The organism is Thetidibacter halocola (assembly GCF_018224955.1).
GTDB lineage: Bacteria > Pseudomonadota > Alphaproteobacteria > Rhodobacterales > Rhodobacteraceae > Thetidibacter > Thetidibacter halocola.
In genome coordinates, this window is the sequence record NZ_JAGTUU010000009.1 from 57,614 (window position 1) to 81,524 (window position 23,911).

The 23,911-nt window shown below is 66.8% G+C and carries 27 protein-coding genes and 1 tRNA gene; 19 read left to right on the forward strand and 9 right to left on the reverse strand.

Features of this window, described 5'->3' with window-relative positions; translation table 11 throughout:
• Positions 1 to 41: 41 nt before the first annotated feature.
• Positions 42 to 344 carry a hypothetical protein gene (locus KB874_RS19775; protein ID WP_212538299.1) on the forward strand — a complete coding sequence of 101 codons (303 nt, stop codon included), beginning with the start codon at positions 42 to 44 and terminating at the stop codon, positions 342 to 344.
• A 47-nt stretch (positions 345 to 391) separates the two neighbouring features.
• Here KB874_RS19775 and KB874_RS19780 read toward each other — a convergent pair whose 3' ends face one another.
• Entirely contained in the window at positions 392 to 2,545 is a 2,154-nt protein-coding gene (locus tag KB874_RS19780; RefSeq protein ID WP_212538300.1) for a calcium-binding protein, read from the reverse strand.
• A 62-nt stretch (positions 2,546 to 2,607) separates the two neighbouring features.
• Positions 2,608 to 2,684, reverse strand: a tRNA-Arg gene (locus KB874_RS19785).
• Between the two features lie 107 nt (positions 2,685 to 2,791).
• Between KB874_RS19785 and KB874_RS19790 the strand changes: the two genes are divergently transcribed.
• The 4 genes from KB874_RS19790 (at position 2,792) to KB874_RS19805 (ending at position 7,146) form a co-directional block, all read left to right on the forward strand.
• Positions 2,792 to 3,817 (forward strand): LacI family DNA-binding transcriptional regulator, encoded by a 1,026-nt coding sequence (locus KB874_RS19790; protein WP_212538301.1) that lies wholly within the window; start codon positions 2,792 to 2,794, stop codon positions 3,815 to 3,817.
• Between the two features lies 1 nt (position 3,818).
• Positions 3,819 to 5,012, forward strand: coding sequence for a winged helix-turn-helix domain-containing protein (locus KB874_RS19795; RefSeq protein ID WP_212538302.1), 1,194 nt, complete (start codon positions 3,819 to 3,821; stop codon positions 5,010 to 5,012).
• Between the two features lie 260 nt (positions 5,013 to 5,272).
• A complete protein-coding gene (locus KB874_RS19800; protein ID WP_212538303.1) occupies positions 5,273 to 5,497 on the forward strand; it encodes a DUF1127 domain-containing protein in 225 nt (74 codons plus the stop codon).
• A 143-nt stretch (positions 5,498 to 5,640) separates the two neighbouring features.
• Positions 5,641 to 7,146 carry a tetratricopeptide repeat protein gene (locus KB874_RS19805; protein WP_212538304.1) on the forward strand — a complete coding sequence of 502 codons (1,506 nt, stop codon included), beginning with the start codon at positions 5,641 to 5,643 and terminating at the stop codon, positions 7,144 to 7,146.
• Between the two features lie 2 nt (positions 7,147 to 7,148).
• Here KB874_RS19805 and KB874_RS19810 read toward each other — a convergent pair whose 3' ends face one another.
• Together KB874_RS19810 and rpsD are read right to left on the reverse strand one after the other, a co-directional pair.
• Positions 7,149 to 7,340, reverse strand: a complete 192-nt coding sequence (locus tag KB874_RS19810; RefSeq protein ID WP_212538305.1) for a hypothetical protein — start codon at positions 7,338 to 7,340, stop codon at positions 7,149 to 7,151.
• 169 nt (positions 7,341 to 7,509) lie between these two features.
• A complete protein-coding gene (rpsD, locus tag KB874_RS19815) occupies positions 7,510 to 8,130 on the reverse strand; it encodes a 30S ribosomal protein S4 (RefSeq protein ID WP_212538306.1) in 621 nt (206 codons plus the stop codon).
• A gap of 227 nt (positions 8,131 to 8,357) precedes the next feature.
• On the opposite strand from rpsD, the gene KB874_RS19820 reads away from it, so the two are divergent.
• From KB874_RS19820 to KB874_RS19850, 7 genes are all read left to right on the forward strand, one after another.
• Positions 8,358 to 9,179 carry an EAL domain-containing protein gene (locus KB874_RS19820; RefSeq protein ID WP_212538307.1) on the forward strand — a complete coding sequence of 274 codons (822 nt, stop codon included), beginning with the start codon at positions 8,358 to 8,360 and terminating at the stop codon, positions 9,177 to 9,179.
• Positions 9,180 to 9,340: 161 nt separating this feature from the next.
• Positions 9,341 to 10,513, forward strand: coding sequence for an acetyl-CoA C-acetyltransferase (locus KB874_RS19825; RefSeq protein WP_212538308.1), 1,173 nt, complete (start codon positions 9,341 to 9,343; stop codon positions 10,511 to 10,513).
• Positions 10,514 to 10,591: 78 nt separating this feature from the next.
• A complete protein-coding gene (gene phbB, locus KB874_RS19830) occupies positions 10,592 to 11,314 on the forward strand; it encodes an acetoacetyl-CoA reductase (protein WP_212538309.1) in 723 nt (240 codons plus the stop codon).
• Positions 11,315 to 11,427: 113 nt separating this feature from the next.
• Positions 11,428 to 12,591, forward strand: coding sequence for an MFS transporter (locus tag KB874_RS19835; RefSeq protein WP_212538310.1), 1,164 nt, complete (start codon positions 11,428 to 11,430; stop codon positions 12,589 to 12,591).
• A 270-nt stretch (positions 12,592 to 12,861) separates the two neighbouring features.
• The gene (locus KB874_RS23020) at positions 12,862 to 13,260 is read left to right on the forward strand and encodes a phage tail protein (RefSeq protein WP_249200666.1); all 399 of its coding nucleotides are present in this window, start codon (positions 12,862 to 12,864) and stop codon (positions 13,258 to 13,260) included.
• A gap of 110 nt (positions 13,261 to 13,370) precedes the next feature.
• Positions 13,371 to 14,300 carry a VOC family protein gene (locus tag KB874_RS19845; RefSeq protein ID WP_212538311.1) on the forward strand — a complete coding sequence of 310 codons (930 nt, stop codon included), beginning with the start codon at positions 13,371 to 13,373 and terminating at the stop codon, positions 14,298 to 14,300.
• Positions 14,297 to 14,896 (forward strand): alpha/beta hydrolase, encoded by a 600-nt coding sequence (locus KB874_RS19850; RefSeq protein ID WP_212538312.1) that lies wholly within the window; start codon positions 14,297 to 14,299, stop codon positions 14,894 to 14,896. Before KB874_RS19845 ends, KB874_RS19850 begins: the two co-directional genes overlap by 4 nt.
• Positions 14,897 to 14,898: 2 nt before the next feature.
• Here KB874_RS19850 and KB874_RS19855 read toward each other — a convergent pair whose 3' ends face one another.
• The 4 genes from KB874_RS19855 to KB874_RS19870 form a co-directional block, all read right to left on the reverse strand.
• Positions 14,899 to 15,975 (reverse strand): isocitrate/isopropylmalate dehydrogenase family protein, encoded by a 1,077-nt coding sequence (locus KB874_RS19855; RefSeq protein WP_249200668.1) that lies wholly within the window; start codon positions 15,973 to 15,975, stop codon positions 14,899 to 14,901.
• Between the two features lie 192 nt (positions 15,976 to 16,167).
• The gene (locus KB874_RS19860; RefSeq protein WP_212538314.1) at positions 16,168 to 16,344 is read right to left on the reverse strand and encodes a YdcH family protein; all 177 of its coding nucleotides are present in this window, start codon (positions 16,342 to 16,344) and stop codon (positions 16,168 to 16,170) included.
• Between the two features lie 117 nt (positions 16,345 to 16,461).
• Positions 16,462 to 17,211, reverse strand: a complete 750-nt coding sequence (locus tag KB874_RS19865; protein WP_428849253.1) for a tRNA1(Val) (adenine(37)-N6)-methyltransferase — start codon at positions 17,209 to 17,211, stop codon at positions 16,462 to 16,464.
• Positions 17,212 to 17,218: 7 nt separating this feature from the next.
• Positions 17,219 to 17,434 carry a putative signal transducing protein gene (locus tag KB874_RS19870; RefSeq protein ID WP_212538316.1) on the reverse strand — a complete coding sequence of 72 codons (216 nt, stop codon included), beginning with the start codon at positions 17,432 to 17,434 and terminating at the stop codon, positions 17,219 to 17,221.
• Positions 17,435 to 17,488: 54 nt separating this feature from the next.
• Here KB874_RS19870 and KB874_RS19875 point away from each other — a divergent pair, with 54 nt between their 5' ends.
• From KB874_RS19875 to plsY, 7 genes are read left to right on the forward strand one after another with little or no spacing between them, the layout of a single operon-like run.
• The gene (locus KB874_RS19875) at positions 17,489 to 18,487 is read left to right on the forward strand and encodes a polyprenyl synthetase family protein (protein WP_212538317.1); all 999 of its coding nucleotides are present in this window, start codon (positions 17,489 to 17,491) and stop codon (positions 18,485 to 18,487) included.
• Between the two features lie 60 nt (positions 18,488 to 18,547).
• A complete protein-coding gene (locus KB874_RS19880) occupies positions 18,548 to 19,498 on the forward strand; it encodes an aspartate carbamoyltransferase catalytic subunit (protein ID WP_212538318.1) in 951 nt (316 codons plus the stop codon).
• Positions 19,495 to 20,034, forward strand: coding sequence for an aspartate carbamoyltransferase catalytic subunit (locus KB874_RS19885; protein WP_249200670.1), 540 nt, complete (start codon positions 19,495 to 19,497; stop codon positions 20,032 to 20,034). The genes KB874_RS19880 and KB874_RS19885 overlap by 4 nt, the downstream gene beginning before the upstream one ends.
• Positions 20,031 to 20,570 carry an aspartate carbamoyltransferase catalytic subunit gene (locus KB874_RS19890; RefSeq protein WP_212538319.1) on the forward strand — a complete coding sequence of 180 codons (540 nt, stop codon included), beginning with the start codon at positions 20,031 to 20,033 and terminating at the stop codon, positions 20,568 to 20,570. The genes KB874_RS19885 and KB874_RS19890 overlap by 4 nt, the downstream gene beginning before the upstream one ends.
• Positions 20,567 to 20,950: a hypothetical protein gene (locus tag KB874_RS19895; RefSeq protein WP_212538320.1), complete on the forward strand. Its 384-nt coding sequence runs from the start codon at positions 20,567 to 20,569 to the stop codon at positions 20,948 to 20,950. Before KB874_RS19890 ends, KB874_RS19895 begins: the two co-directional genes overlap by 4 nt.
• Complete coding sequence (pyrC, locus tag KB874_RS19900) at positions 20,947 to 22,221, forward strand: dihydroorotase (RefSeq protein ID WP_212538321.1); 1,275 nt, start codon at positions 20,947 to 20,949, stop codon at positions 22,219 to 22,221. The genes KB874_RS19895 and pyrC overlap by 4 nt, the downstream gene beginning before the upstream one ends.
• A gap of 4 nt (positions 22,222 to 22,225) precedes the next feature.
• Positions 22,226 to 22,807, forward strand: coding sequence for a glycerol-3-phosphate 1-O-acyltransferase PlsY (gene plsY, locus KB874_RS19905; RefSeq protein ID WP_212538322.1), 582 nt, complete (start codon positions 22,226 to 22,228; stop codon positions 22,805 to 22,807).
• A gap of 91 nt (positions 22,808 to 22,898) precedes the next feature.
• Here plsY and KB874_RS19910 read toward each other — a convergent pair whose 3' ends face one another.
• Complete coding sequence (locus KB874_RS19910; protein ID WP_212538323.1) at positions 22,899 to 23,909, reverse strand: hypothetical protein; 1,011 nt, start codon at positions 23,907 to 23,909, stop codon at positions 22,899 to 22,901.
• Between the last annotated feature and the right edge of the window lie 2 nt (positions 23,910 to 23,911).

The following is a 23,911-nucleotide window of genomic DNA, read 5'->3' on the forward strand; positions in this document are numbered from 1 at the left end:
CGCTAGCGTCCCACGCAGCGACGCACCAACAGGAGACGCCCATGCCCCATACCGAAGCCGCCCGCCTGTCGGCCTATGCCGCGCAGACCCCGCTCGACCGTCTGCGCGCGCTGGAACGAAGCGGTGCGGTCACGCTGGTCGACCGCGACGGCCCAGCGGACAGCGCTCTGGCCGGGGGGATGGGCGCGCAGCTTCAAGCACTGTCGGACCGGATCTCTGACCTCGAGGAGGCGCTAGAGCGCGCGACGGCCGCAGGTCGGGACGAACCGCGGCAGACACTCGCCACCATCGCGGAATGCCGGGTGCAGATGGCCGCCCTGTGCAGGCTGCTTTTGTCGGAATAGCCAAGGCACCGGGCGGGTCAGGCGCAGGCGAGGATGTGAGCCCCGGCTCAGATCAGCATGATGTCGTCAATCAGCCCGGCATTCGACGCCAGGCCCCGGAAGAAGATCGTGTTGCCCGCGCCGAAATCCAGCAAGAGGCCGACCGCGTCCGTGACCGACAGCACGTCGAGCCGCGCCTGGTCGAGGGGCGCGTCGCCCCACAGCGCCCGGTCGATCTGCAGCCGGTCGGTGCCCGGCAGATAGTCGGTCAGCGTGTCCGAATCGATCCGACCGGAAAAGACAAACGTGTCGGCCCCGGCGCCCCCGGTCGCCGTGTCGTTGCCACCACCCATGCCGATCGTGTCGTTTCCATTGCCTGCAAGGACGACATCGTTTCCAAAGGTGGCCTGCCCGTTGTCCTGCCAGACGTCATCGCCGCTTCCCAGGTAGGCGCGGTCGCTGCCGTCGCCGCCGGTCACCGTATCCGCGCCCGCCCCCGCCAGAAGGGTGTCGTTGTTCTCGCCGCCGAACAGCCGGTCGTTTCCATCGCCTCCGAGAATCCGGTCATTGCCCTTGTTGCCGTAGACCAAGTCGTCGCCGCTGCCCGCGTCGATAGTGTCGCGCCCGCCTTGTCCTGCAATCGTGTCATTGTCCGTCTCGGACGTGTGCGTGCCATCCTCGAAGCTGTCATGCCCGGCACCAAGATGCGCAAGGTCGTTGCCGAGGCCGCCACTCACCGTGTCGCTGCCATTGCCGCCGAAAAGCCTGTCATCGCCGTTCGCACCCACAAGCCAGTCATTCCCGTCGCCGCCCGACAGGGAGTCATCGCCGAAATAGCCGCGCAACTCGTCATGTCCGGCGCCGCCGAAGATGGTGTCGTTCCCGTATTGGCCCAGCGCCGTGTCGTCGCCGGAACTGCCCTGGATGACATCATGTCCCGCGTCGCCGATCAGCAGATCGTGCCCGCGTCCCCCGAACAGGCTGTCGTCACCGCCTTGTCCTCTCAGGCTGTCGTCGCCGTCACCGCCCCGCAGCGTGTCGTTCCCGAAACCGCCAAGCAGCGTGTCGGCATCCGCATCGCCCGACAGGCTGTCGTCGCCGTCTCCGCCGTCCAGGCTGTCGTCTCCGGCGAGGCCGGACAGGGTGTCGTTGCCACCCAGTCCCTCGACGATATCGTTGCCGGCCGTCCCGTCGAACCTGTCGTTGTCCGGCCCCAGCGAGACAACGCTTGGCCAGACATAACCCGTGACCCTGGCGCCAAAACCGTAGTCAGCCGATGAAGACAGGATCGTCGGAAACGCACTCGACAGATCGACCCAGAGGCTTTCTCCTCCGGTAAACTCAAGCGACAGGACATCGCCGACCGGGATGTCGAAGGTCTCGGACCATTCCATCTGCGTGGGATGGAACGACAGTCCGTCGAAATCTCCGGGGCCCAACTCGATCCCGTCGATGAAATACCGGATGGAGAAGAACTCCTCCACGATGCCTCGAAAGACCTTGATATAGGCGGCGATCGACTCCTTGAGCGCTGCAAGCTCGGGCTGACCGGCCAACACGTTCTGCAAGAAGGATTCCATATCCAGCAAACGCGCCAGGACGCGATCCCGGAAGACAACCGGCCGGATGTCGAACTCTCCGGTTTCCGGAAAGTCGAACGCGCCCGTGGCCGTCGCGGACTGCAACTCTTCGATCTCGTTCCTCAGATCGATCAGCGAGTTGTATTCGACTTCGTCGACGACCGTCCAATCCACGTTCCGGATCAACGCCAGGTAGGCGTCGACAACCGCATTCTGCATGGTCGTATAGGGGGTCAGCGCGCCGATGCGGCTGTCAAGAGACGCTGCCGCCCCCCAATCCGCCTGAAGGGAATGCGATTGGTTGACAGTCCCGGAAATCGTGAAGTCGAGGTAGAATGTGCCTCCGATCCCGTTCGAGAACAGGGTGTCGATTGGCCCGCCAAGGTCGAGTGCGACGCCCAGTTCGAGGCCCCGCGTCGCGCTGCCGACGGGCATCAGGACGAAATCCGCGATGTCCGTGCCCGGATCGCCGTATTCGTCGTAGCTTTGCACGCTGCCCGTGAAAGTGGCGACATCGATGAGGAAATCGAGTTGCCCGTTTGTATCGGTGAACGCGCCGACACCGCCGGCAAGGCCCGCAGTTTCAGGTGTATCGTTCACACCCTCGCCAGGCTCCAACCCGGTGTAGATGAATGCGGCCAATTTGTCCTCCGCCACCGTCAGTGAAAGGGTAGCACACATCACGATGCATGTGAAAAGGCAGGTGGTGATCCCGGCAGGATTCGAACCTGCAACCTGCCCCTTAGGAGGGGGCTGCTCTATCCAGTTGAGCCACGGGACCGCCCAATTCCCCATAACGCGCCCTGCCGGGCTTGTCATCCCGCTTCGCGTCTTGTCGGCGCGCTGGCGATTGCGCTAACGTCACGGTGCAGAAGAAGGATGCCGCCCTTGGCCAATGACGACTCACGTCCCCTGACGCTCCGCGATGTCTCCGAAGCCTCGGGCGTTTCCGAAATGACGGTCAGCCGGGTGCTGCGCAACCGCGGCGATGTCAGCCAGGCCACGCGCGAACGCGTGCTGGAGGCCGCCAAGGCGCTGGGCTACGTGCCCAACAAGATCGCCGGCGCGCTGGCCAGCCAGCGGGTGAACCTGGTGGCGGTCGTCATCCCCTCTTTGCGCAACATGGTCTTCCCCGAGGTCATGTCGGGCATCTCCAGCGTGCTCGAGGAGACTGACCTGCAACCGATCGTCGCCGTCACCGACTACCTGCCCGAAAAGGAAGAGCGCGTCCTTTACGAGATGCTGTCCTGGCGGCCCTCGGGCGTCATCATCGCCGGGCTGGAACATACCGACGCGGCCCGCGCCATGCTCAAGGCCAGCGGCATCCCGGTGGTCGAGATCATGGATACCGACGGCATCCCGATCGACGCCGCCGTGGGCATCAGCCACAGGCGCGCCGGACGCGAGATGGCCAAGGCGATCCTCAAGCAGGGCTACCAGCGCATCGGCTTCATGGGCACCAAGATGCCGCTCGACCACCGTGCGCGCAAACGCTTCGAGGGCTTCACCGAGGCGCTGGCCAAGGCCGGGGTCGAGATCGCGGACCAGGAGTTCTATTCCGGCGGCTCGGCGCTGGCCAAGGGGCGCGAGATGACCCGCGCCATGCTGAAACGCGATCCGGAACTCGATTTCCTGTATTACTCCAACGACATGATCGCGGCGGGCGGGCTTCTGGAACTGCTAGAGCAGGGCATCGACATTCCCGGCCAGATCGGTCTTGCCGGCTTCAACGGGGTCGAGTTGCTGGACGGCCTGCCGCGGCGGGTTGCCACGATGGATGCCTGCCGCACCGAGGTCGGGCGCAAGGCGGCTCAGATCATCGCCGACCGCATCGCCACCGGCACCGTCGAGGACGAGCGCGTGATCGAACTGACGCCGACGATCAGCTATGGCGACACTCTGAAACGGCGCTGAGATGCGCCTGTCGAACGGCACGGCGCGGCGGCTTTTCCTGCATGCGCACGGGCTGGGCGAAACGCCTTCCGGCCCCGGCAAGGGCGCCGACCTGCTGGCACTGATCCAGGAACTGGGATTCGTGCAGGTGGACAGCGTGCGCACCGTGGAACGGGCGCATGACATGATCCTCTTCGCGCGCCGCCCGGCCTATCGCCCGGCGCACCTCGCGCCGCTTCTGGAACGCGACCGCTCCCTGTTCGAGCACTGGACGCATGACGCCGCGGTGATTCCCACCGACTTCTGGCCGCATTGGCGGCTGCGATTCGCCCGCGACCGGCACCGCCTGGCCGAACGCTGGCGCAAGTGGCGCGGCGACGGATTCCACGGCAAGCTGGAAGAAGTTCTGGCCCATGTGCGTGACCACGGGCCCGTCACGTCCGGAGAGATGGGCCAGGACGAGGGACGCAGTTCCGGCGGCTGGTGGGACTGGCACCCGTCCAAGACCGCGCTGGAGTTCCTGTGGCGCAGCGGCGCGCTGTCGGTGACGCGGCGCGAAGGGTTCCGCAAGGTCTATGACTTGACCGAACGGGTCGTTCCCGAAGGCATTCGGGCGCATCGCCCTTCCGAGGCCGACAGCATCGACTGGCTCTGTCACGCCGCGCTGGACCGGCTGGGCTTTGCCACCAGCGGCGAAATCGCCGCCTTCTGGGACATTGTCACGCCGACCGAGGCGAAGGACTGGCTGGCGGCGCAAGCCAAACGTAGCGCGGTCGTGCCCGTCACGGTGACGCAGGCCGATGGTGGCCTCCGGCAATGCCACGCCCGCCCCGAAACGCTTGACGCACTGTCCGACGTGCCCGACCCGCCGGGCCGCCTTCGCGTGCTCAGCCCCTTCGACCCGGCGCTGCGCGACCGCAAGCGGGCCGAGCGGCTGTTCGGCTTTCACTACCGGATCGAGATCTTCACCCCCGCGCCACAGCGGCGCTACGGCTATTACGTCTTTCCACTGCTCGAGGGCGACCGGCTGGCAGGCCGCATCGACATGGCGCGGGCGGGCGATGCCCTGCATGTCGCCGCGCTCTGGCCTGAACGCGGCATCCGCTGGGGTGCCGGCCGGCAGGACCGGCTGGAGGCTGAACTGCACCGCACAGCGCGCTTCGCCGGGTTGGAGCGTGTCACCTGGGCAGACGACTGGCGGCGCGACCCGCTCTGATCCAACCCGTCACACACATGTCATGCAGAGCGCCTATCGAGCGGTCGTAGTCAGTCGCGGGCGATCCATTGCGCCCATCCCCCGTTTGGCCTTTAGGGCAAAGAATCCGTTTTCCATGAGCGACAGGGGTGGCCATCGTGCCACCCCTTTTTCATGACCCAGCCATGCACCGGCGGAAAAGCGGCTATTCCGATGCGTGCCTACTGCGATGCTGCGGCGCGGCATAACTAGGGACAAGCAGTAACACAAAGGGAACCGCAATGGCCCATATCACCACCAACCACGCCCCGAGCACGACGCCTCTCAACCCGCTGCGTGCCTTCGGGGAGGCGATCCTCAAGTTCCTGAGCAATATCGCCGAGTCGAACCATCGCATCCGCGAGGTCGAGCGCCTGAATGCCCTGAGCGACGCCCAGCTTAAGAGCCTGGGCCTGCGCCGCCAGGACATCGTGCGCCACGTCTTCCGCGACGTCTATTACGTCTGACGCGCCGCGCGATCCGCGCAACAGGCCGCGCCCCGCAAGGGACGCGGCCTTTTCCTTGCCTGACGGTTGGTGACTGGACGCTCCTGCGCTAGCGTGTTGCCAGTCTGGCGCCGGCGGCGTCGCAGCACCGGAACAGGGACCGCATGACAGGGCTTGAAATCCTGCCGGCTCAAAGGCTGGCCCGGCTGGACGGGCAAGACCTGTCGCTGGGGGCGCGGGCCTTCGACGTGCTGGTGGTCCTGCACGACAATGCCGAGCGCGTGGTCTCGAAGACAGAACTGCTGGACACGGTCTGGTCCGACCGGATGGTCGAGGAAAGCAACCTGACCGTGCAGATCGCCACCCTGCGCAAGGCGCTTGGGGCCAAGGCGATCGGCACGGTCCCAGGCGTCGGCTACAAGCTGACGCTGGGCGGTGCGGCGACCGACGGACCGTCCCGTGCCGCGCCGCCCCTGCCGGACAAACCCTCGCTTGCGGTCCTGCCCTTCGCCAATCTCACCGGCGATCCGGGGCGCGACTACCTGGTGGACGGGATCGTGAACGAACTCGCCTCGGCCCTATCGGTGGTGTCGTCCTTCTTTGTCGTCTCGACCACGTCCAGCTTTTCCTACAAGGGCAAGGTGGTCGACCTCGCCACCGTGGGCGAGGAACTGGGCGTTCGCTACGTCCTCGAGGGCGGCATTCAGCAGGCCGGCCCGACGCTGCGAATCTCGACGCAACTGGTGGAATGCGAGACAGGGCACACGCTGTGGCGCGGCAAGTTCGACGGCGCCTCCGACGATCTCTTTGCCTTGCAGGACCAAGTGGCCGAAAGCGTCGCCGCGGCGCTGGAACCAAAGCTGATCTGGGCCGAGGCGGCGCGGACGCGCCGCAAGCCCACCGAAAGCCTCGACGCCTACGACCTCTGCCTGCGCGCTGCGCCGATGGTCTATGTGCAGAACACGCTGGACAATCTCGAAGAGGGGCTGGCGCTTCTGCACCGGGCGGTCGCGCTGGACCCGGACTATGCGCAGGCGCGGGCGCTGATCTGCTACGCGCATACCGGCGCCTTCGCCACGCGCTGGTGGTCACATGAAAAGGCAAGCGCCGCCATCCCGCTGGCGCGCGCGCTGCTGGACAGCAACACCGACGACCCGTTGGTGCTGGCTTATGCCGGGCACTACATCGCTTATCTTGGCGGCGAGCCAGGGCGGGGTCTGACCGCACTTCAGCGCGCGGCGGCGCTGAACCCGAACTCCGGCACGGTGTCAATGCTGCTGGGTTGGGTCTACAACTATCTCGACCGTCCCGACGAGGCGATCGAGCAGTTGCAGCGCGCGCGACGCATCAGCCCGCTGCATCCGCAGATCGGGATCATCACCTCGGGCATCGGGCAGGCGCAGATCATCGCGGGCAACTACGAGACGGCTGTCCGGCACCTGGAACAGGCGCTGACCGAGTTTCCCGAATTCGCCACGATCCAGCTGAGCCTGATGGGCTGCTACTGGGCGCTGGGACGTCGGGACGATGCCGAACGCATGGCCGACTGGTTCCGCGCCAAGGTGCCCGACATGTCGGTGTCCTTGCACAACCGCACCCGCCCTTTCATCAGCGAAAGGCTGCGCGCGATCATGGTAGAGGCGCTGGAGGGGCTGGGCTTTCCGCCCTGACCTCAGAAGGGCCCGCGCGCTCGGTGCATCAGGCGGTCGGCGGTCAGTCGGGCCGCTTCGCGGCGGGCCCGCACCTGCATCTCGGCGATAGGATCGCGGGGCGCTGTAGGGCGGGCGGGACGTAGCAGCGCCAGCAGGGCGCGCAGCGGGTTGACCGGAAGGGCGGTGCGGAGCGGAGTGTCGAAAAAGGCCATGTCGGATACCTCGGGGTTGCGTGTTGCGATGCCCCTTGGTCCCACGAAAGCCGGGAAACGGTCCTTAAGCCGGTCCGAAACGTTCCAAATCCGGCCTTAAGAAAAGCAAAAGGGCCGCCCCAAAAGACGGCCCCCTGTCTGTAGGCGCGGGCCCGATGACCCGGCGCGCTCAGTTCTGAGCGTAGTATTCGATCACGAGGTTCGGTTCCATCATCACCGGATAGGGCACATCGCCCAGACCCGGGGTGCGGACGAAGGTCGCGGTCATCTTGGAGTGGTCGGCCTCGATGTAATCGGGCACGTCGCGCTCGGCCAGCTGGGTGGCTTCGAGAAGCGCGGCCATCTGCTTGGACTTTTCGCGGACCTCGATGACGTCACCCTCTTTCACGCGGTAGGAGGGGATGTTGACACGCTGGCCGTTCACCAGGACATGGCCGTGGTTCACGAACTGGCGGGCGGCAAAGACGGTCGCCACGAACTTGGCGCGATAGACGACGGCATCCAGGCGACGCTCGAGCAGGCCGATCAGGTTCTCGCCGGTGTCGCCCTTCACGCGGGCGGCCTCGATGTAGACCTTCTTGAACTGCTTTTCCGTCATGTCGCCGTAATAGCCCTTCAGCTTCTGCTTGGCGCGCAGCTGGAGGCCGAAGTCGGACATCTTGCCCTTGCGGCGCTGGCCGTGCTGGCCGGGGCCGTATTCGCGGCGGTTGACGGGGGATTTCGGGCGGCCCCAGATGTTCTCGCCCATCCGGCGGTCGATCTTGTACTTGGCAGACGTGCGTTTGGTCACGGCTGATCTCCTTCTGCAGTTGCGAAGGGCGTTGTCCTCTCCCCGGATTTTGCCGGGACGACAGGGTTCCCCTTGCGGGGTCCGCCAACACCAATGAAGCGCCGCATATACAGCCACCCGGCGCAGAGTCAAGCGCCCCTTGCCCGGGGGAAATTCGCCGCAATTGAAATCATTAAGGCGCGCTTAATCCCGGCGGGCGATAACCGGATCGACCAAGGGGACCGATCATGCACAAGGCCGACATTCCCGCAGGCATGCACAACCCGCTCGAGTATGCCGTGAACAAGCGTGACGCCGGAACGCTGGAAATGGTGCGCCGCGCCATCCAGCACCGGCAGGTCATGGTCGCCTATCAACCGGTTGTGCAGGCCGCGTCGCCCGACCGCATCGCCTTCTACGAGGGGTTGATCCGCGTGCTGGACGAAACCGGCCGGATCATCCCGGCCCGCGAGTTCATCGGCGCGGTCGAGGAAACCGAATACGGCCGCCTGCTGGATTGCATCGCGTTGGAAAAGGGGCTGGCCGAACTGGCCCGCGAACCGTGGATGCGGCTGTCGATCAACATGTCGGCGCGGTCCATCGGCTATGCCAAGTGGATGAAGATCTTCAACCGTGCACTGGCCAGCGACCCCACCGTGGGCGAACGCCTGATCCTGGAAATCACGGAACATTCCGCCATCACCGTGCCGGAGCTGGTGGTCAGCTTCATGGACGAGGTGCAGGCGCAGGGCGTCTCCTTCGCCATCGACGACTTCGGCTCGGGTTATACTGCGCTGCGCTATTTCAAGGACTTCTCCTTCGACATCCTCAAGATCGACGGCCAGTTCATCCGCGGCGTGGCCGAGGATCCCGACAACCAGGTGCTGGTGCGGGCCATGGTCTCGATCGCCGAGCAGTTCGACCTGTTCACCGTCGCCGAAAGCGTCGAGAACGGCGCGGATGCCGATTGCCTGGCGGCGATGGGGCTCGACTGCCTGCAAGGTTACTACTTCGGCGCGCCCACGACCCGCCCGGCCTGGCGGCAGTCCACAAACGAAAAGGCTGGCTGACAGGGCCCCGGCGGCTTCGGTCTCAAAGCTGAGACACCCTGTCCGGTTCCGCTGCGGCGCGGCATCGGATAGACCCTCGCGCGACAAGCAACGGGAGATGGTTTCGCAAGACGCGGAATCACTGTATCCCAAGGCATACATGCTTGGCAGGAGGGCTATACATGACCAACGTCGTTATCGCGAGCGCGGCCCGGACCGCGGTGGGCAGCTTCAGCGGCGCCTTCGCAAACACCCCCGCGCACGATCTGGGTGCCGCCGTTCTCGAGGCGCTGGTCGCCCGGGCCGGGATCGACAAGTCCGAGGTGTCGGAAACGATCCTCGGCCAGGTGCTGACCGCGGCGCAGGGCCAGAACCCCGCCCGCCAGGCACACATCAACGCCGGCCTGCCGAAAGAGGCCGCCGCCTGGGGCATCAACCAGGTCTGCGGCTCGGGCTTGCGCGCCGTGGCGCTGGGTGCGCAACACATCATGCTGGGCGACGCCGATATCATCTGCGCCGGTGGCCAGGAGAACATGAGCCTGTCGACCCATGCCGCGCATCTGCGAGCCGGCCACAAGATGGGCGACGTGTCCTATATCGACACGATGATCCGCGACGGCCTGTGGGACGCCTTCAACGGCTACCACATGGGCCAGACCGCCGAGAACGTCGCGCAGCAATGGCAGATCAGCCGCGAGATGCAGGACGAATTCGCCCTGGCCAGCCAGAACAAGGCCGAGGCCGCACAAAAGGCCGGCAAGTTCGACGACGAGGTGGTCCCCTTCACCATCAAGACCCGCAAGGGCGAGACGATCGTCGACAAGGACGAATACATCCGCTACGGCGCGACGCTGGACAGCATGCAGAAACTGCGTCCTGCCTTCGTCAAGGACGGGACTGTGACCGCCGCAAACGCAAGCGGGCTCAATGACGGGGCTGCGGGCGTGCTGCTGATGTCGGCCGAGGCCGCGGAAAAGCGCGGGATCGAACCGCTGGCGCGCATCGTCTCATACGCCACCGCGGGTCTCGACCCGTCGATCATGGGCGTGGGTCCGATCCATGCCAGCCGCAAGGCGCTGGCCAAGGCCGGCTGGAAGGTCGAGGATCTCGACCTCGTCGAGGCCAACGAGGCCTTCGCCGCGCAGGCCTGCGCCGTGAACAAGGACATGGGCTGGGATCCGTCGATCGTGAACGTGAACGGCGGCGCCATCGCCATCGGCCACCCGATCGGCGCCTCGGGCGCCCGCGTCCTGAACACCCTGCTGTTCGAGATGAAGCGCCGCGGCGCCAAGAAGGGCCTCGCCACCCTCTGCATCGGCGGCGGCATGGGCGTCGCGCTCTGCGTCGAACGCTGACCCACGGATCACGGGGCGGGGCATGACCCCGCCCTTTTCGCAAGACACATCACAAAGAACACCCATAGGAGGACAGTCATGGCACGAGTTGCACTCGTCACCGGAGGCTCGCGCGGCATCGGCGAAGCGATTTCCAAGGCCCTGAAGGCCGCAGGCTGCGAGGTCGCCGCGACCTATGCTGGCAACGACGAGAAGGCCGCCGCCTTCACCGCCGAGACCGGCATCAAGACCTACAAGTGGAACGTCGCGGATTACGAGGAATCCAAGGCGGGCATCGCCAAGGTCGAGGCCGACCTCGGCCCGGTCGACATCGTGGTGGCCAATGCGGGCATCACCCGCGACGCCATGTTCCACCGCATGACGCCGGAACAGTGGAAAGAGGTCATCGACACCAACCTCACGGGCGTGTTCAACACCGTGCACCCGGTCTGGGCCGGCATGCGCGAGCGCCAGTTCGGCCGCGTCATCGTGATCTCGTCGATCAACGGCCAGAAAGGACAGGCCGGCCAGGTCAACTATGCCGCGACCAAGGCGGGCGACCTCGGCATCGTCAAGAGTCTCGCACAGGAAGGCGCCAAGTTCGGCATCACCGCCAACGCCATCTGCCCGGGCTACATCGCGACCGAGATGGTCATGGCCATCGACGAATCCGTGCGCGAGAAGATCATCAAGGGCATCCCCGCCGGCCGCCTGGGCGAGCCCTCGGAGATCGCCCGCTGCGTGACCTTCCTTGCTTCGGACGACGCGGGCTTTATCAACGGCTCGACGATCTCGGCCAACGGCGCGCAGTTCTTCGTCTGACGCGGCACGGCTTCGGCACGGACAGGGCGCCCCCGCCGCGGGGCGCCCTTTTTCGTCGCTTGACCGCGCTTTTCTGCTAGGCTTTCCGCAGACATGGCAGGGGAGACCGCCGCATGACATCCAGGTGGTCCGCGCTTGCCATCCTGTTCACCGTCCGAATGACGATGGGCTTTCAGTTCCAGGCGGTGGCCGCGACAGGCCCGCTGTTCATGGAACGTCACGGCGCCAGCCTGGCCGACCTCGGCTTTCTCATCGGCCTCTACATGCTGCCCGGCTTTGTCATCGCCCTGCCCGGCGGCGGCATCGCCCGACTGCTTGGCGACAAGCGCGTGGTTACGGCGGCGCTGGGGCTGATGGTGCTGGGCGGGCTGCTGATGTGGCGGGTTCCGCTGTGGGAGGCGCAGGTCGCCGGGCGGGTGCTGGCGGGCACCGGCGGCGTGCTGCTGAACGTGCTGATGTCCAAGATGGTGCAGGACTGGTTCGCCGGGCGCGAGATCGCGACCGCCATGGGCATCTTCGTCAATTCCTGGCCGGTGGGCATCGCGCTGGCACTGGTCGTGCTGCCGCCTTTCGCCGCCAGCATGGGGCTGAGCGTCGCCTTTGGTGTGACAGTGGCCGTCAACCTTGCCGCGCTGGCGCTGTTCGCGGCGCTCTACCGCGATGCGCCGCAGGGCAGGCGCGGCGGGGCAAAGGGCGGCTGGCCGGTGGGGCCCGCGCTGACCGGCATCCTGCTGGCCGCGCTGATCTGGGGCTTCTACAACGCCGCCATCGCCATGGTGTTCAGCTTTGGTCCCACCCTGCTGACCGAGCGCGGCTATACCCTGGCCGAGGCCAGTTCCACGACTTCGCTCGCGCTCTGGCTGGGGGCGCTTTCGGTTCCGGCGGGTGGCATCCTCGCCGACCGTCTGGGCCAGTCCGACGCGGTGCTGACGCTGGGACTGGCTGGCTTTGGCGCCACGTTCCTGATGGTGCTGCAACCGGGCCTGCCTGCGCTGGCCTTCGTGATGGTCGGGCTGATCTTCGGTCTGCCGGCCGGCCCGATCATGGCGCTGCCCACCCGCGTCCTGCCGGCCGAGACGCGCGCCCTTGGGATGGGCCTGTTCTTTACCCTTTATTACGTCGTGATGGTCGCGGCCCCCGCGCTGGCCGGCGTCGCGGCCGAGGCCTTGGGCCGCAGCGAGGCGGCCTTCTGGCTGGGCATCGGTTTTCTCGTGCTGTGCCTGCTGGCCTTCGCCGCTTTCCTGCGGCTGGTCCGTGCCATGCAGCCTGTGCAATAGCGCACCGCCCCGGCGCGGCACTGTCCAAGCGCTCAGAGGCCAACGTGCGTATGAGGCGCAGTTCGACAGGAGCTGCCCTGTGCTCAACTGGATTAACGGCCTGCACCGCCGCTCTTGTCTGGACTGTAATGCGCGGGGCAACACCGCCTTCTCCATTGGCCGCGACGCGCAGCCCTTTCCCTGCACCCGGGACGACGGACTGGATCCAGACCCCGGCCATTCGGCAATGGTTTTTCGTGCGTGGTCAGGAATGCAGACACGCCTTGCGCGATGATGTTTGACCTGCACAACCAAGAGAGGCATCCTGCCGAAGGGACCTTCAACCCCGACAAAATTCAGGAAAGGCACTTTCTCATGTTGAAATCCTTCGTCGCCGCTCTCTTGCTGGCCACCGCAACGCTGGGCCTGTCCAAGGCCGCAAGCGCTCAGAGCATGGAGAGCTATACCGGGACAATCTGGCTCTTTGGGGGCAATTTCTGCCCCGTCGGGACGCTGCCCGCCGACGGGCGGACGATCGCCATCCAGGAGTATACCGCGCTGTTCTCCCTGTTCGGGACCGTTTATGGCGGCGACGGTCGGACCAACTTCAACCTGCCGAACATTCCTGGTCCGGTCGATGGCACACGCTATTGCGTCAATTTTCTGGGTCAGTACCCAAGCCGAAGCTGATCCACACCCAACCCTGTGCGATCCTGCACCCTTAGCGCGCTTCAAAGCGCGTTTATTCACAGAGACGGGTCCCCTATCTCCGCATTGGACCAGGATAGGGAACCCGAATCATGCTCACCCAGATCAACGGCCTGCACCATGTCACCTCGCTGGCCTCCAGCGCGCGAGGCAACAATGCCTTCTTCACCGGCACGCTTGGCCTGCGGCGGGTCAAGAAGACGGTGAATTTCGACGCGCCCGACGTCTATCACCTGTATTACGGCGACGAGACCGGCACGCCCGGCACGGTGATGACCTATTTCCCCTTCCCCGACGCAGGCCGGGGCCGCCCCGGTGCGGGCGAGGTCGGCACCACCGCCTTTTCCGTGCCCAAGGGTTCTCTGGATTGGTGGGAACAGCGCCTTGCGGGGCACAAGGTCGAAGGGATGCAAAAGGGCACGCGCTTTGGCGATGCCGTTCTGGCCTTCGAGGGGCCGGATGGCGACGGGTTCGCCCTCATCGAAACCGGGGACGACCCCCGCACCCCCTGGACCGAGGGCGTTCCCGAGGACGTTGCGATCCGCGGCTTTCACTCCGCCGACATGCGCCTGACGCCCCGCGGGGCCGCGGCCAGCGCCGAACTGCTGCGCTTCATGGGATATGAGGAAGAGGGCAAGGACGGCGGGATCACCCGGTTTCGCGTGCCAGACGGCAATGGCGCCGAGGTCATCGACATCACCACGGTCGAGGCGCGCCACGCAGCGCAGGGCGCGGGCAGCGTGCATCACATCGCCTTTTCCGTCGACAACCGGGCGGCCCAGCTGGAGGTGCGCAAGGCGCTGATGGAGACGGGTTTCCAGGTGACGCCGGTCATCGACCGCGACTATTTCTGGGCGATCTACTTTCGCACCCCCGGCGGTGTCCTGTTCGAGGTGGCCACGAACGAGCCCGGCTTCGACCGGGACGAGGACAGCGCCCACCTGGGCGAGGCGCTGAAACTCCCCACCCAGCACGAACACCTGCGCGCCGCGCTGGAACGCTACCTGGAGCCGATCGAATGAGCTACGCCTTCGCGGAAACCCCCGGCGCCGGGCCGCTGGTCTTCACCTTTCACGGCACCGGCGCGGACGAGACGCAGTTCCACGGCTTCGCCCGCCAGATCCTGCCCGAGGCGCATGTGATCTCGCCCCGGGGCGACGTGTCGGAAATGGGTGCACTGCGCTATTTCCGTCGCCGGGCCGAAGGCGTCTACGACATGGACGATCTCGCGCAGCGGACAGAGGCGATGGCCGATTTCCTGCGCGCGGAAAAGGCGCGGGTTGGCGCGCGCCGCACCCTCGCCTTCGGCTATTCCAACGGCGCGAACATCCTCGCCTCGGTGGGCTTTGCCCATCCCGGGATCGTCGAGGCGATGGCGCTGATGCATCCGCTGATTCCGTGGCAGCCACAGCCGCAACCGGGCCTGTCGGGGCGGTCGGTGCTGATCACCGCAGGCGAACGCGACCCGATCTGCCCCGCCCCGCTGAACCGCGCACTGGAAGGTTGGTTCGCCGACCAGGGCGCGGAGGTCACAAGCCACTGGCACCGCGGCGGGCACGAGATCACGCAGGACGAGGTGCAGGCCACCGCGCGCTTTCTCCAGGCGCAGGGCGCGTAAGCTCACGCACCCCCACGGCCCAGTTCGGCGATCACGGCATCGGTAAAGGCAGCCGTCCCGTTCTTGCCACCTAGGTCGCGGGTGCGCTGCTCGGGCACGCTAAGCACCGCCTCGAGCGCCGCCTCGATCGCGACGGCGGCAGTGCCTAGCGCCTTGTCCTGCAAGCGGCGGCCCATCCAGTCCAGCAGCATCGCCGCAGACCCGATCAGCGAGGCCGGGTTGGCGATGTCCTGCCCCGCGATATCGGGTGCCGACCCGTGCTGCGCCTGCGCCATCGCGCGGTCCTCTCCGGCATTCAGCGACGCGGCCAGGCCCAGGCTGCCCGAGAGTTCCGAGGCGAGGTCGGACAGGATGTCACCAAACATGTTGGTGGTCACGATCACGTCGTGTTGATCCGGCGCGCGGACCAGAAGCGCGCACATCGCGTCCACCAGCTGCTCCTGGTAGGCGATTTCGGGGTTCTCGGCCGCGATCTGGCGGCAGCACTCCAGGAACAATCCGCAGGAGGTGCGCATCACGTTGGCCTTGTGCACGGCGGTCACTCGGCCGCTGCGCCCCTTCGCGATGCGAAACGCCTCGCGCGCGATCCGCATGCAGGCGGGCCGGGTGATCTTGCGCATGGCAATCGCCACGTCCTCTGTCACCAGCATCTCGCCCGGTCCCTGGACCATGTTCCGGTCGGCATAGAAGCCTTCGGTGTTCTCGCGCACCACGATCAGGTCCAGCGGAACGCCCGCCCGCGGCGGGATCCCGGCGCGGCTGCGTGCGGGGCGGATATTGCCATACAGATCCAGCCGCTTGCGCAATTCGCCCGACGGGTTCAGCCCGCCGTCGTCGCGCGGGGGATAGGCATTGTGCGAGACCGGCCCCAGAACGATCCCGTCACAGGTCTGGATTTCCTGCATGGCGGCGTCGGGAAAGGTCGAGCCATGCTTGCGCAGCGCGTCGAACCCGACCGTCACCGGGTGAAACGTCAATCCCAGCGAATGGTGGTCCGAAACTGCCTGGAGGACGCGTTGCGTCGCCTGCGAAATTTCGGGCCCAATGCCGTCACCCGCAAGAATCGCGATCCTTTTCAAAAGCCTGCCTCCCCTGAACGCCAGGCACCCTGCCCGGCTTTTGGCGGTGTCTAGCATGCTTCCGGGGGAGTGCACGACCCGGCCCGTGACGCCGCCCTTGCTCACGGCCCGAACGCCACCACCAACGAAAAAGGCCTGCCCCCGCAGGGCAGGCCCGATTTCCACTCACGGGCGTCTGACGCCCTGTCCCCTTCAGTGCACCGGTCGCGATTCGAGCCGGGCTATCTCCTCCTTGAGGCGCAATTTCTGCTTCTTCATTTCCGCCACGCGCAGATCGTCGACACCGGGGGCGCGTTGCGCCTCTTCCACCGCAGCAGCAAGGCTGGTGTGCTTGCGCTTCAGTTCATTCAGGTGCGAACTCAGGCTCATGGTGGTCCTCCTTTGATGGGTTGGACCTTCAGTGCAGCACAGTATTTCGAGTCTGTCACGCTGCGGGTGCAGCATGGGACCGAGGTTTGGCGCCGAAAGTGCGAAAATTTGCCGATATCATTCGGGAAAGGGCAATGACGCAGCGTCGCGAAAAATCGCCTCAAACAGCAGGGTGTATCCCTCGCCGTCGAATCCGTGCGCCGCGCCGGGATGCATGATCGGGCCGGGATGAAACCGGAAGGGCGCCCGCCCATCCTTGCGGCCGCGCAGCAGGATCAGGCGCGGCCCGCGCCCCTCGCGCGGGATCAGCGGCATTAACTCAAGCGAGCCAAGGACGGCGTCGAAGGCCGCCATCAATTCCGGCAGGCGCTCGACACGCTGGATGACGGTCGCGAAGCCGCCGGGCTTCAGCCGCCGCGCGGCCAGCCCCAGCCAGTCGGCCAGCGGCACCGCGCCCGCGCGGCCCGTGTCACGTCCGGCATCCTGCGCCGCCAGCCCCTTGCTCGCCTCGAAATACGGCGGATTGGCGATGACATGGTCATAGGAAACCTGCCGCACCGCGGCCGGGGGCACCGCAACGTCACCCTCGAAGACCGTACCCGTCAGGGCGTTTTCCGACAGGTTGCGCCGGGCCAGTGCGGCATAGTCCGGCTGGATCTCCAGCCCGTCGAGCCGCAGCCCGCCGACGCGCGCGCCAAGACAACACAGCGCCGCTCCCGCGCCACAGCCCAGTTCCAGCACCGCCTGGCCGGACCGCGCGGCGCAAGCCGCCGCCAGCAGTACCGGATCGACGCCCGCACGATAGCCTGCGACTGGCTGCCAAAGCCGAACGCGCCCGCCGAGGAAATGGTCCTGCGTCAGGGTCACATCCGGCTCAGCCGTCAAACCGCACCCCGTTCTCCCAAAGCACCGTCCGTGCCCGCGCCAGGTCACCGGAGCGGACCATCAGCCGGCGTGGCAGGATGCCGATGGAGCCCTCGAGGACGCTCATGTTTACGTCCAATTCAAAGCTGTCTATACCCTCGCTCTCAAGAAGGGTCCGGGCCAGCGGGATAAGCGTGATGTCGGTGGTGCGCAGAAGCTCTTCCATAGGGTGGATGTAAGGACAAGGCACGTTACTTGTCGAGCCTTGCAGGGGAGTTTGATGAGCTTGGACGAGACCGCGACGAAACCGCATGAGCGGCTGGCCGCCCTGATGCAGGACGACATGGGACGCGTGAACGAGTTGATCCGCGAGCGGATGGCCTCGGAACATGCCCCCCGCATCCCCGAGGTCACTGCCCACCTGGTCGAGGCCGGCGGCAAACGGCTGCGCCCTCTGCTGACGCTGGCCTCGGCGCATCTGTGCGGCTACGAGGGCCCCTATCACGTTCATCTCGCGGCCACGGTCGAGTTCATCCACACCGCGACCCTGCTGCATGACGACGTGGTGGACGAAAGCCTGAAACGCCGCGGCCGGCCCACGGCCAACCTGCTGTGGGACAACAAGTCGAGCGTGCTGGTGGGCGACTACCTGTTCGCCCGCGCCTTCCAGCTGATGACGGAAACCGGCAACCTGCGCGTCCTGCGCATCCTGTCCGACGCCGCCGCCACCATCGCCGAAGGCGAGGTGCTGCAGCTGACCGCCGCGCAGAACCTCAGGACGACCGAGGCGACCTATCTGCAAGTCGTGCGCGGCAAGACCGCCGCGCTGTTCTCGGCGGCAACCGAGGTGGGCGGCGTGATCGCCGGCCGTCCCGAGGACGAGGTGCGCGCGCTGTTCGACTATGGCGACGCGCTGGGCATTTCGTTTCAGATCGTCGACGACCTGCTGGATTACTGGGGCGGCACGGCCACCGGCAAGAACGTCGGCGACGATTTCCGCGAGCGCAAGCTGACCCTGCCGCTGATCAAGGCGGTGGCCAGGGCAGATGCCGAGGAACGCGCCTTCTGGTCCCGGGTGATCGAGAAGGGCGACCAGCGCGATGGCGATCTCGACCACGCGCTGCACTTGCTCAACCGCCATGGCGCGCTTGAAGCGACCCGGCGCGAGGCGCTGGACTGGGCCCGTCGCGCCAAGGCCGCGATGGGCAGCCTGCCGCGGTCGGACCTGCGCGATCTGCTGGTCGACCTGTCGGACTATGTCGTCGCACGGGTCGCCTGACGGTCTTGCCCCGGCGCGCGGGCCTTCCTAAACAGGGTATGCCCCACGCATAGGACGCCAATGCGCTTCGACCATCGCCACCTGCTCGGGATCGAGCCGCTCCGCCCCGACGAGATCGTGACGATCCTCGACCTGGCCGAGCAATATGTCCGCTTCAACCGCGGCCGTGATCGGCATTCGCAGGTCCTGGCGGGCCTCACCCAGATCAACATGTTCTTCGAGAACTCGACCCGCACGCAGGCCAGTTTCGAACTGGCGGGCAAGCGGCTGGGCGCGGACGTGATGAACATGGCGATGCAGGCATCGTCGATCAAGAAAGGGGAAACCCTGATCGACACCGCCCTGACGTTGAACGCCATGCGCCCGGACCTGCTGGTGGTGCGCCATCCGCAATCGGGCGCGGTCGACCTGCTGGCGCAGAAGGTCAACTGCGCCGTCATCAACGCAGGCGATGGGCGGCACGAACATCCCACGCAGGCGCTGCTGGACGCGCTGACGATCCGCCGCGCCAAGGGTCGGCTGCACCGGCTCAACATCGCGATCTGCGGCGACATCGCCCATTCCCGCGTGGCGCGCAGCAACATCCTGCTGCTGCACAAGATGGAAAACCGCATCCGCCTGATCGGCCCGCCCACCCTGATGCCAACGGGAATCGAGGCCTTCGGCGTCGAGGTCTACGACGACATGCGCAAGGGCCTCGAAGACGTGGACGTGGTGATGATGCTGCGGCTGCAAAAGGAACGTATGGACGGCGGTTTCATCCCGTCCGAGCGCGAGTATTACCACCGCTACGGGCTGGATGCCGAGAAACTCGCATGCGCCGCGCCCGACGCCATCGTGATGCACCCGGGCCCGATGAATCGCGGGGTCGAGATCGACGGCACGCTGGCCGACGATATCAACCGCTCGGTCATCCAGGACCAGGTGGAAATGGGCGTCGCCGTGCGCATGGCCGCGATGGAACTGCTGGCGCGCAACCTGCGTGCCCGCCCGTCCGAGGTCAGGGCATGACAAGCATGCAGATCAACGGATCGGAACGCGACACGGTACGCCTGTTCCACCTCGACCTGCCACGCGAGGCCGTCGAACGCTTCGTCACCCAGGCAGGCACCGGGGAATGGCCGCTGAAATACGCGCTCGGGGCCACCGTTCTGCGCACCGCCTTCGTCGACGTGGTCGACATCCGCGATCTCGGCCAGATGAGCCTGTCGCAATACATGACAGAGGCGCATGGCGCCTCGGGTGACGATTTCCGCCAGATGCGCAACCGCATCGACGCGCTGACGGGCCATGTGGTGATCTTGCCCGCGCAGGCCTTCGACAACACCTCGCAGACGCTGTCCATCGCCACACCGCTGCGCTGGATAGGCACCTTTGCCGAGACCAGGGCCAAGCCGAAGGGCGCGCGCCTGCAAAGCGACGCCGCCAGGGGCGCGTTGGGTGGTCAGCCCGCCCCGGCGGGCACCGGAGGCTCGGGCCTGCTGCGGCTGATCGCACTGGCTGTCGCGATCGTGGTCGTCCTCGTCGTGGCGCTGGCGCTGCGATGACCGCGTCCGCCGTACAGACGCCGACAGGATGGGAGGGTCTGCTCGATCCCGGCGAGCGCATCCTCTGGCAGGGTCGCCCCGCCACTCTGATCCGGGTCGGCGGCGGGGATATCCTGATGATGGTCTTCGGCACGATCTTTGCCGGGTTCGCGCTGTTCTGGATGGTGATGGCCGCGCAGGGCGGCGGGCCGTTCTGGCTGTTCGGCACCATCCATTTCTCGCTGGGCCTCGGCATCGTGCTCTGGCCGGTGCTGGGCCGCCCCTTTGTGCGCAGCCGCACCTGGTACACGCTGACCGACCGCCGCGCCTTCATCGCGCGCGACCTGCCGCTGAAGGGGCGCGACCTGAAAAGCTATCCCGTCACCCCGGACAACGGCCTGGTCTTCAGGGATCGGGAACCGGGATCGGTGATCTTCGCCTCCGAGTGGCGGGTCGGCCGCAAGGGCGGCTACGAGACCCGCATCGGGTTTCACGACATCGCCGAGGCGCGGCAGGTCTATGCCCTGATGCGCCAGGTCCAGCGAGGCGCAGCATGATCCCCTTTATCCCCGACCGCAGAACCTATGTGCAAAGCCACGTCACACTGGCCGCTGTCGCCATGGCGGCAGGCATGGTCGTGCTGTGGGCAGCGGGCAACCCGCATGTCTGGACCGGCGCCGTGGGCGGCCTCGCGGCCGTCACCCTGCGCGGCTGGTACCTGATGGACGAGGCCCTGGCCGAGACATGGCAATTGCGCGACGCCACCCTGCACGGCCCCGGCGGCCGCATGGTGCCACTGGGACAGATCGAAAAACTCCGCGCCATCGGCTCCGCCGTCCAGATGGTCACCCGGTCCGGCGACAAGCACCTGATCAAGTTCCAGTCCGATCCCGCCGGCACCATCGCCCGGATCGAGGCCGAAAGAGGCTCTGCATGACAGCGACGCTCATCCGCAACGCCCGCCTGATCGACCCCGAGGCGCAGTCCGACACCATTGGCGACCTGCTGATCGAGGCCGGCCGCATCGCCGCCATCGGCCCCGGCCTGCCCGCCGGCAAGGCGCAGGTGATCGACGCCGACGGCGCCTGCCTCGCCCCGGGCATCGTCGATCTCGGCGTCAAGGTGGGCGAGCCGGGCGAACGCCACAAGGAATCCTACGGCTCTGCCGGACAGGCGGCGGCGGCGGGGGGCGTGACCACGATTGTCACCCGGCCCGACACCCACCCCTGCATCGACACGCCCGAAGCGCTGGAATTCATCCGCCGCCGCGCGGTCGAGGCGGCCCCCGTCCACGTCCTGCCCATGGCCGCGCTGACCAAGGGCCGCGAGGGGCGCGAGATGACCGAGATCAGCTTTCTCATGGATGCGGGCGCCGTCGCCTTTACCGATTGCGATGCGGTCGTGACGGATACCAAGGTGCTGTCCCGCGCCATGACCTATGCCCGCAGCTTGAACGCGCTGGTGATCGGCCACCCGCAGGAGCCCGGCCTCAGCCACGGCGCCGCGGCGACCTCCGGCAAGTTCGCCTCGCTCCGCGGCCTGCCCAGCGTCTCGCCCATGGCCGAACGCATGGGGCTGGACCGCGATATCGCCCTGGTCGAGATGACCGGTGTCCGCTATCACGCCGACCAGATCACCACGGCGCGCGCCCTGCCCGCGCTGGACCGCGCCCGCAAGAACGGCTTTGCCGTGACCGCCGGCACGTCGATACATCACCTGACGCTGAACGAGTTGGACGTGGCCGACTACCGCACCTTCTTCAAGGTCAAGCCGCCGCTGCGCTCGGAGGACGATCGCCAGGCCGTGGTCGCCGCGATCCGCGACGGTCTGATCGACGTGATCGGCAGTTTCCATACGCCGCAGGACGAGGAAAGCAAACGCCTTCCCTTCGAGGAGGCCGCCTCGGGCGCCGTCGGCCTGGAAACCATGCTGCCCGTGCTGCTGCGCCTCTACCATTCGGGCGAACTGACCCTGCCCATCCTGTTCCGCGCGCTGGCGCTGAACCCCGCGCGCCTGCTGGGCCTCGACACCGGGCGCCTCGCCACTGGCGCAGCCGCCGACCTCGTGCTCTTCGACCCGGACAAGCCGATCATCCTCGACCGGTTCAAGCTGCGCTCGAAATCGCGGAACACGCCCTTCGACGGCGCCCGCCTGCAGGGCCGCGTGCTGGGCACCTGGGTCGCGGGCAAACGCGTTTTCGGAGGCTGACGCAATGGAACTGCTGGTCTGGATCGTCGCGGGCTACCTGCTGGGCTCCATCCCCTTCGGCCTCGTCATCACCCGCGCGCTGGGTCTGGGCGACCTGCGCCAGATCGGCTCGGGCAATATCGGCGCGACAAACGTCCTGCGCACCGGCAACAAGCCCGCGGCCCTCGCCACGTTGCTCCTCGACAGCGGCAAGGGTGCCATCGCGGTCCTGCTCTCGCTGGCCTTCGCGGGGCCGGACGTGGCGAAATGGGCGGGCCTCGCGGCCTTCGCCGGGCATTGCTTCCCGGTCTGGCTGAAGTTCAAGGGCGGCAAGGGCGTCGCCACCTTCCTAGGCACTGTTCTGGCACTGGCCTGGCCCGTCGGCCTCGCCGCCTGCGCCACCTGGCTTGCCGCCGCCGCCGTCAGCCGAATCTCCTCTGTGGGCGCGCTGGCCGCCGCCGCATTGACGCCACTCTGGATGTGGTTTCTTGGACGGCCCGACCTGGTCGTGGTCGGGATCCCGCTGGCCGCGCTGATCTGGTGGCGCCACCAGGCCAACATCACCCGTATCCTCAAGGGCGAAGAACCGAAGATCGGCAAGAAGTAACCGCCCGGGCTTCATCTGGCTGAAAGTATCCCGGGGGTCCGGGGCAGAGCCCCCGGCGGATCGGGTCACGCCAGCGGGCCGAAACCCGCTCTCAGTCGAACGTGCCTGCCACACGCCCCAGCAGCATGAAGGCGCACGCCGTGCGCGTATTTCCGAACTCGGCAAGTTCGGCATCGCTGGCGTTCGGCTCGAACGCCGCCAGCGTCTGGTCAAAGCGGCGCAGGAAATGGTGCACCGCGTCGCGAAAGATCGTGTCGGCCCGCATCCGGCCCGTCGCCAGGGTCAGCGACGAGCGGTCGCGCACGCCCCCCAGCGCCGCGATCTCGCGTCCCCGCGTGCCGCGGGCAAAGGCGCGCCAGATTTCCGGCCGCGCCAGATCGGGGCGCAGGTCGTCCATGTAGATGCCGTCCTGGCTCAGCAGCGTCAGCACATCCTGCGCCGCCTGGATCAGTTGCGCCGCCTGCCGGTCCTTCAGCGCCCGGCGCAGCGCGGCGAACCCGTCCTTGTCCTCGGCCGTCTCGGGAAAGTTCACCGCCCGGATGAAATCGGCATTGGCCAGCGGCGGCTTCATCGCGTCCGGTGGCGTGCCCAGCATCAGCGCCGGCTGGTCGCCCGCCTCCGGTGCGGCGGCGGGGGGCGCCATCGCCGACGCCGCGGCCTCGGCCGCTCGGACCGAGACCAGCATCGCCAACGTCGTCTCCAGGCCCTTCTGGGTCGCGGACATCTCGTCTAGCCGTTTCAGGATCGCCGGGTGCGGCTGCTCGGACCGGCCCTGCTGCGCCTGCGCGACATAGGCCTGGCGGATCGCGTCGATCGCGGCGCGCAGCCGCGTGCCCTCTTCGCGCATCACGCGCGCGCTGCGCGCCGCCATCACGGCAACCCAGATCAGCGCCACCGGCAGCACGATCACCATCAGCACGATGACGAAACCCAGCCCGCCATCCGGCAGGTCCGCACCGCCGAACAGGAAGAATGCACCCGACAGCAGCAGCCAGAACCCGGACAGGCCGAGGCCCGCGACCTCGATCCCCGTCAGGGCCTGCGACGGTTCCCGTTGATACAGGCCGACCTGGCCGGGGCGCGGTTCCTGTTCGCCGGCCATCG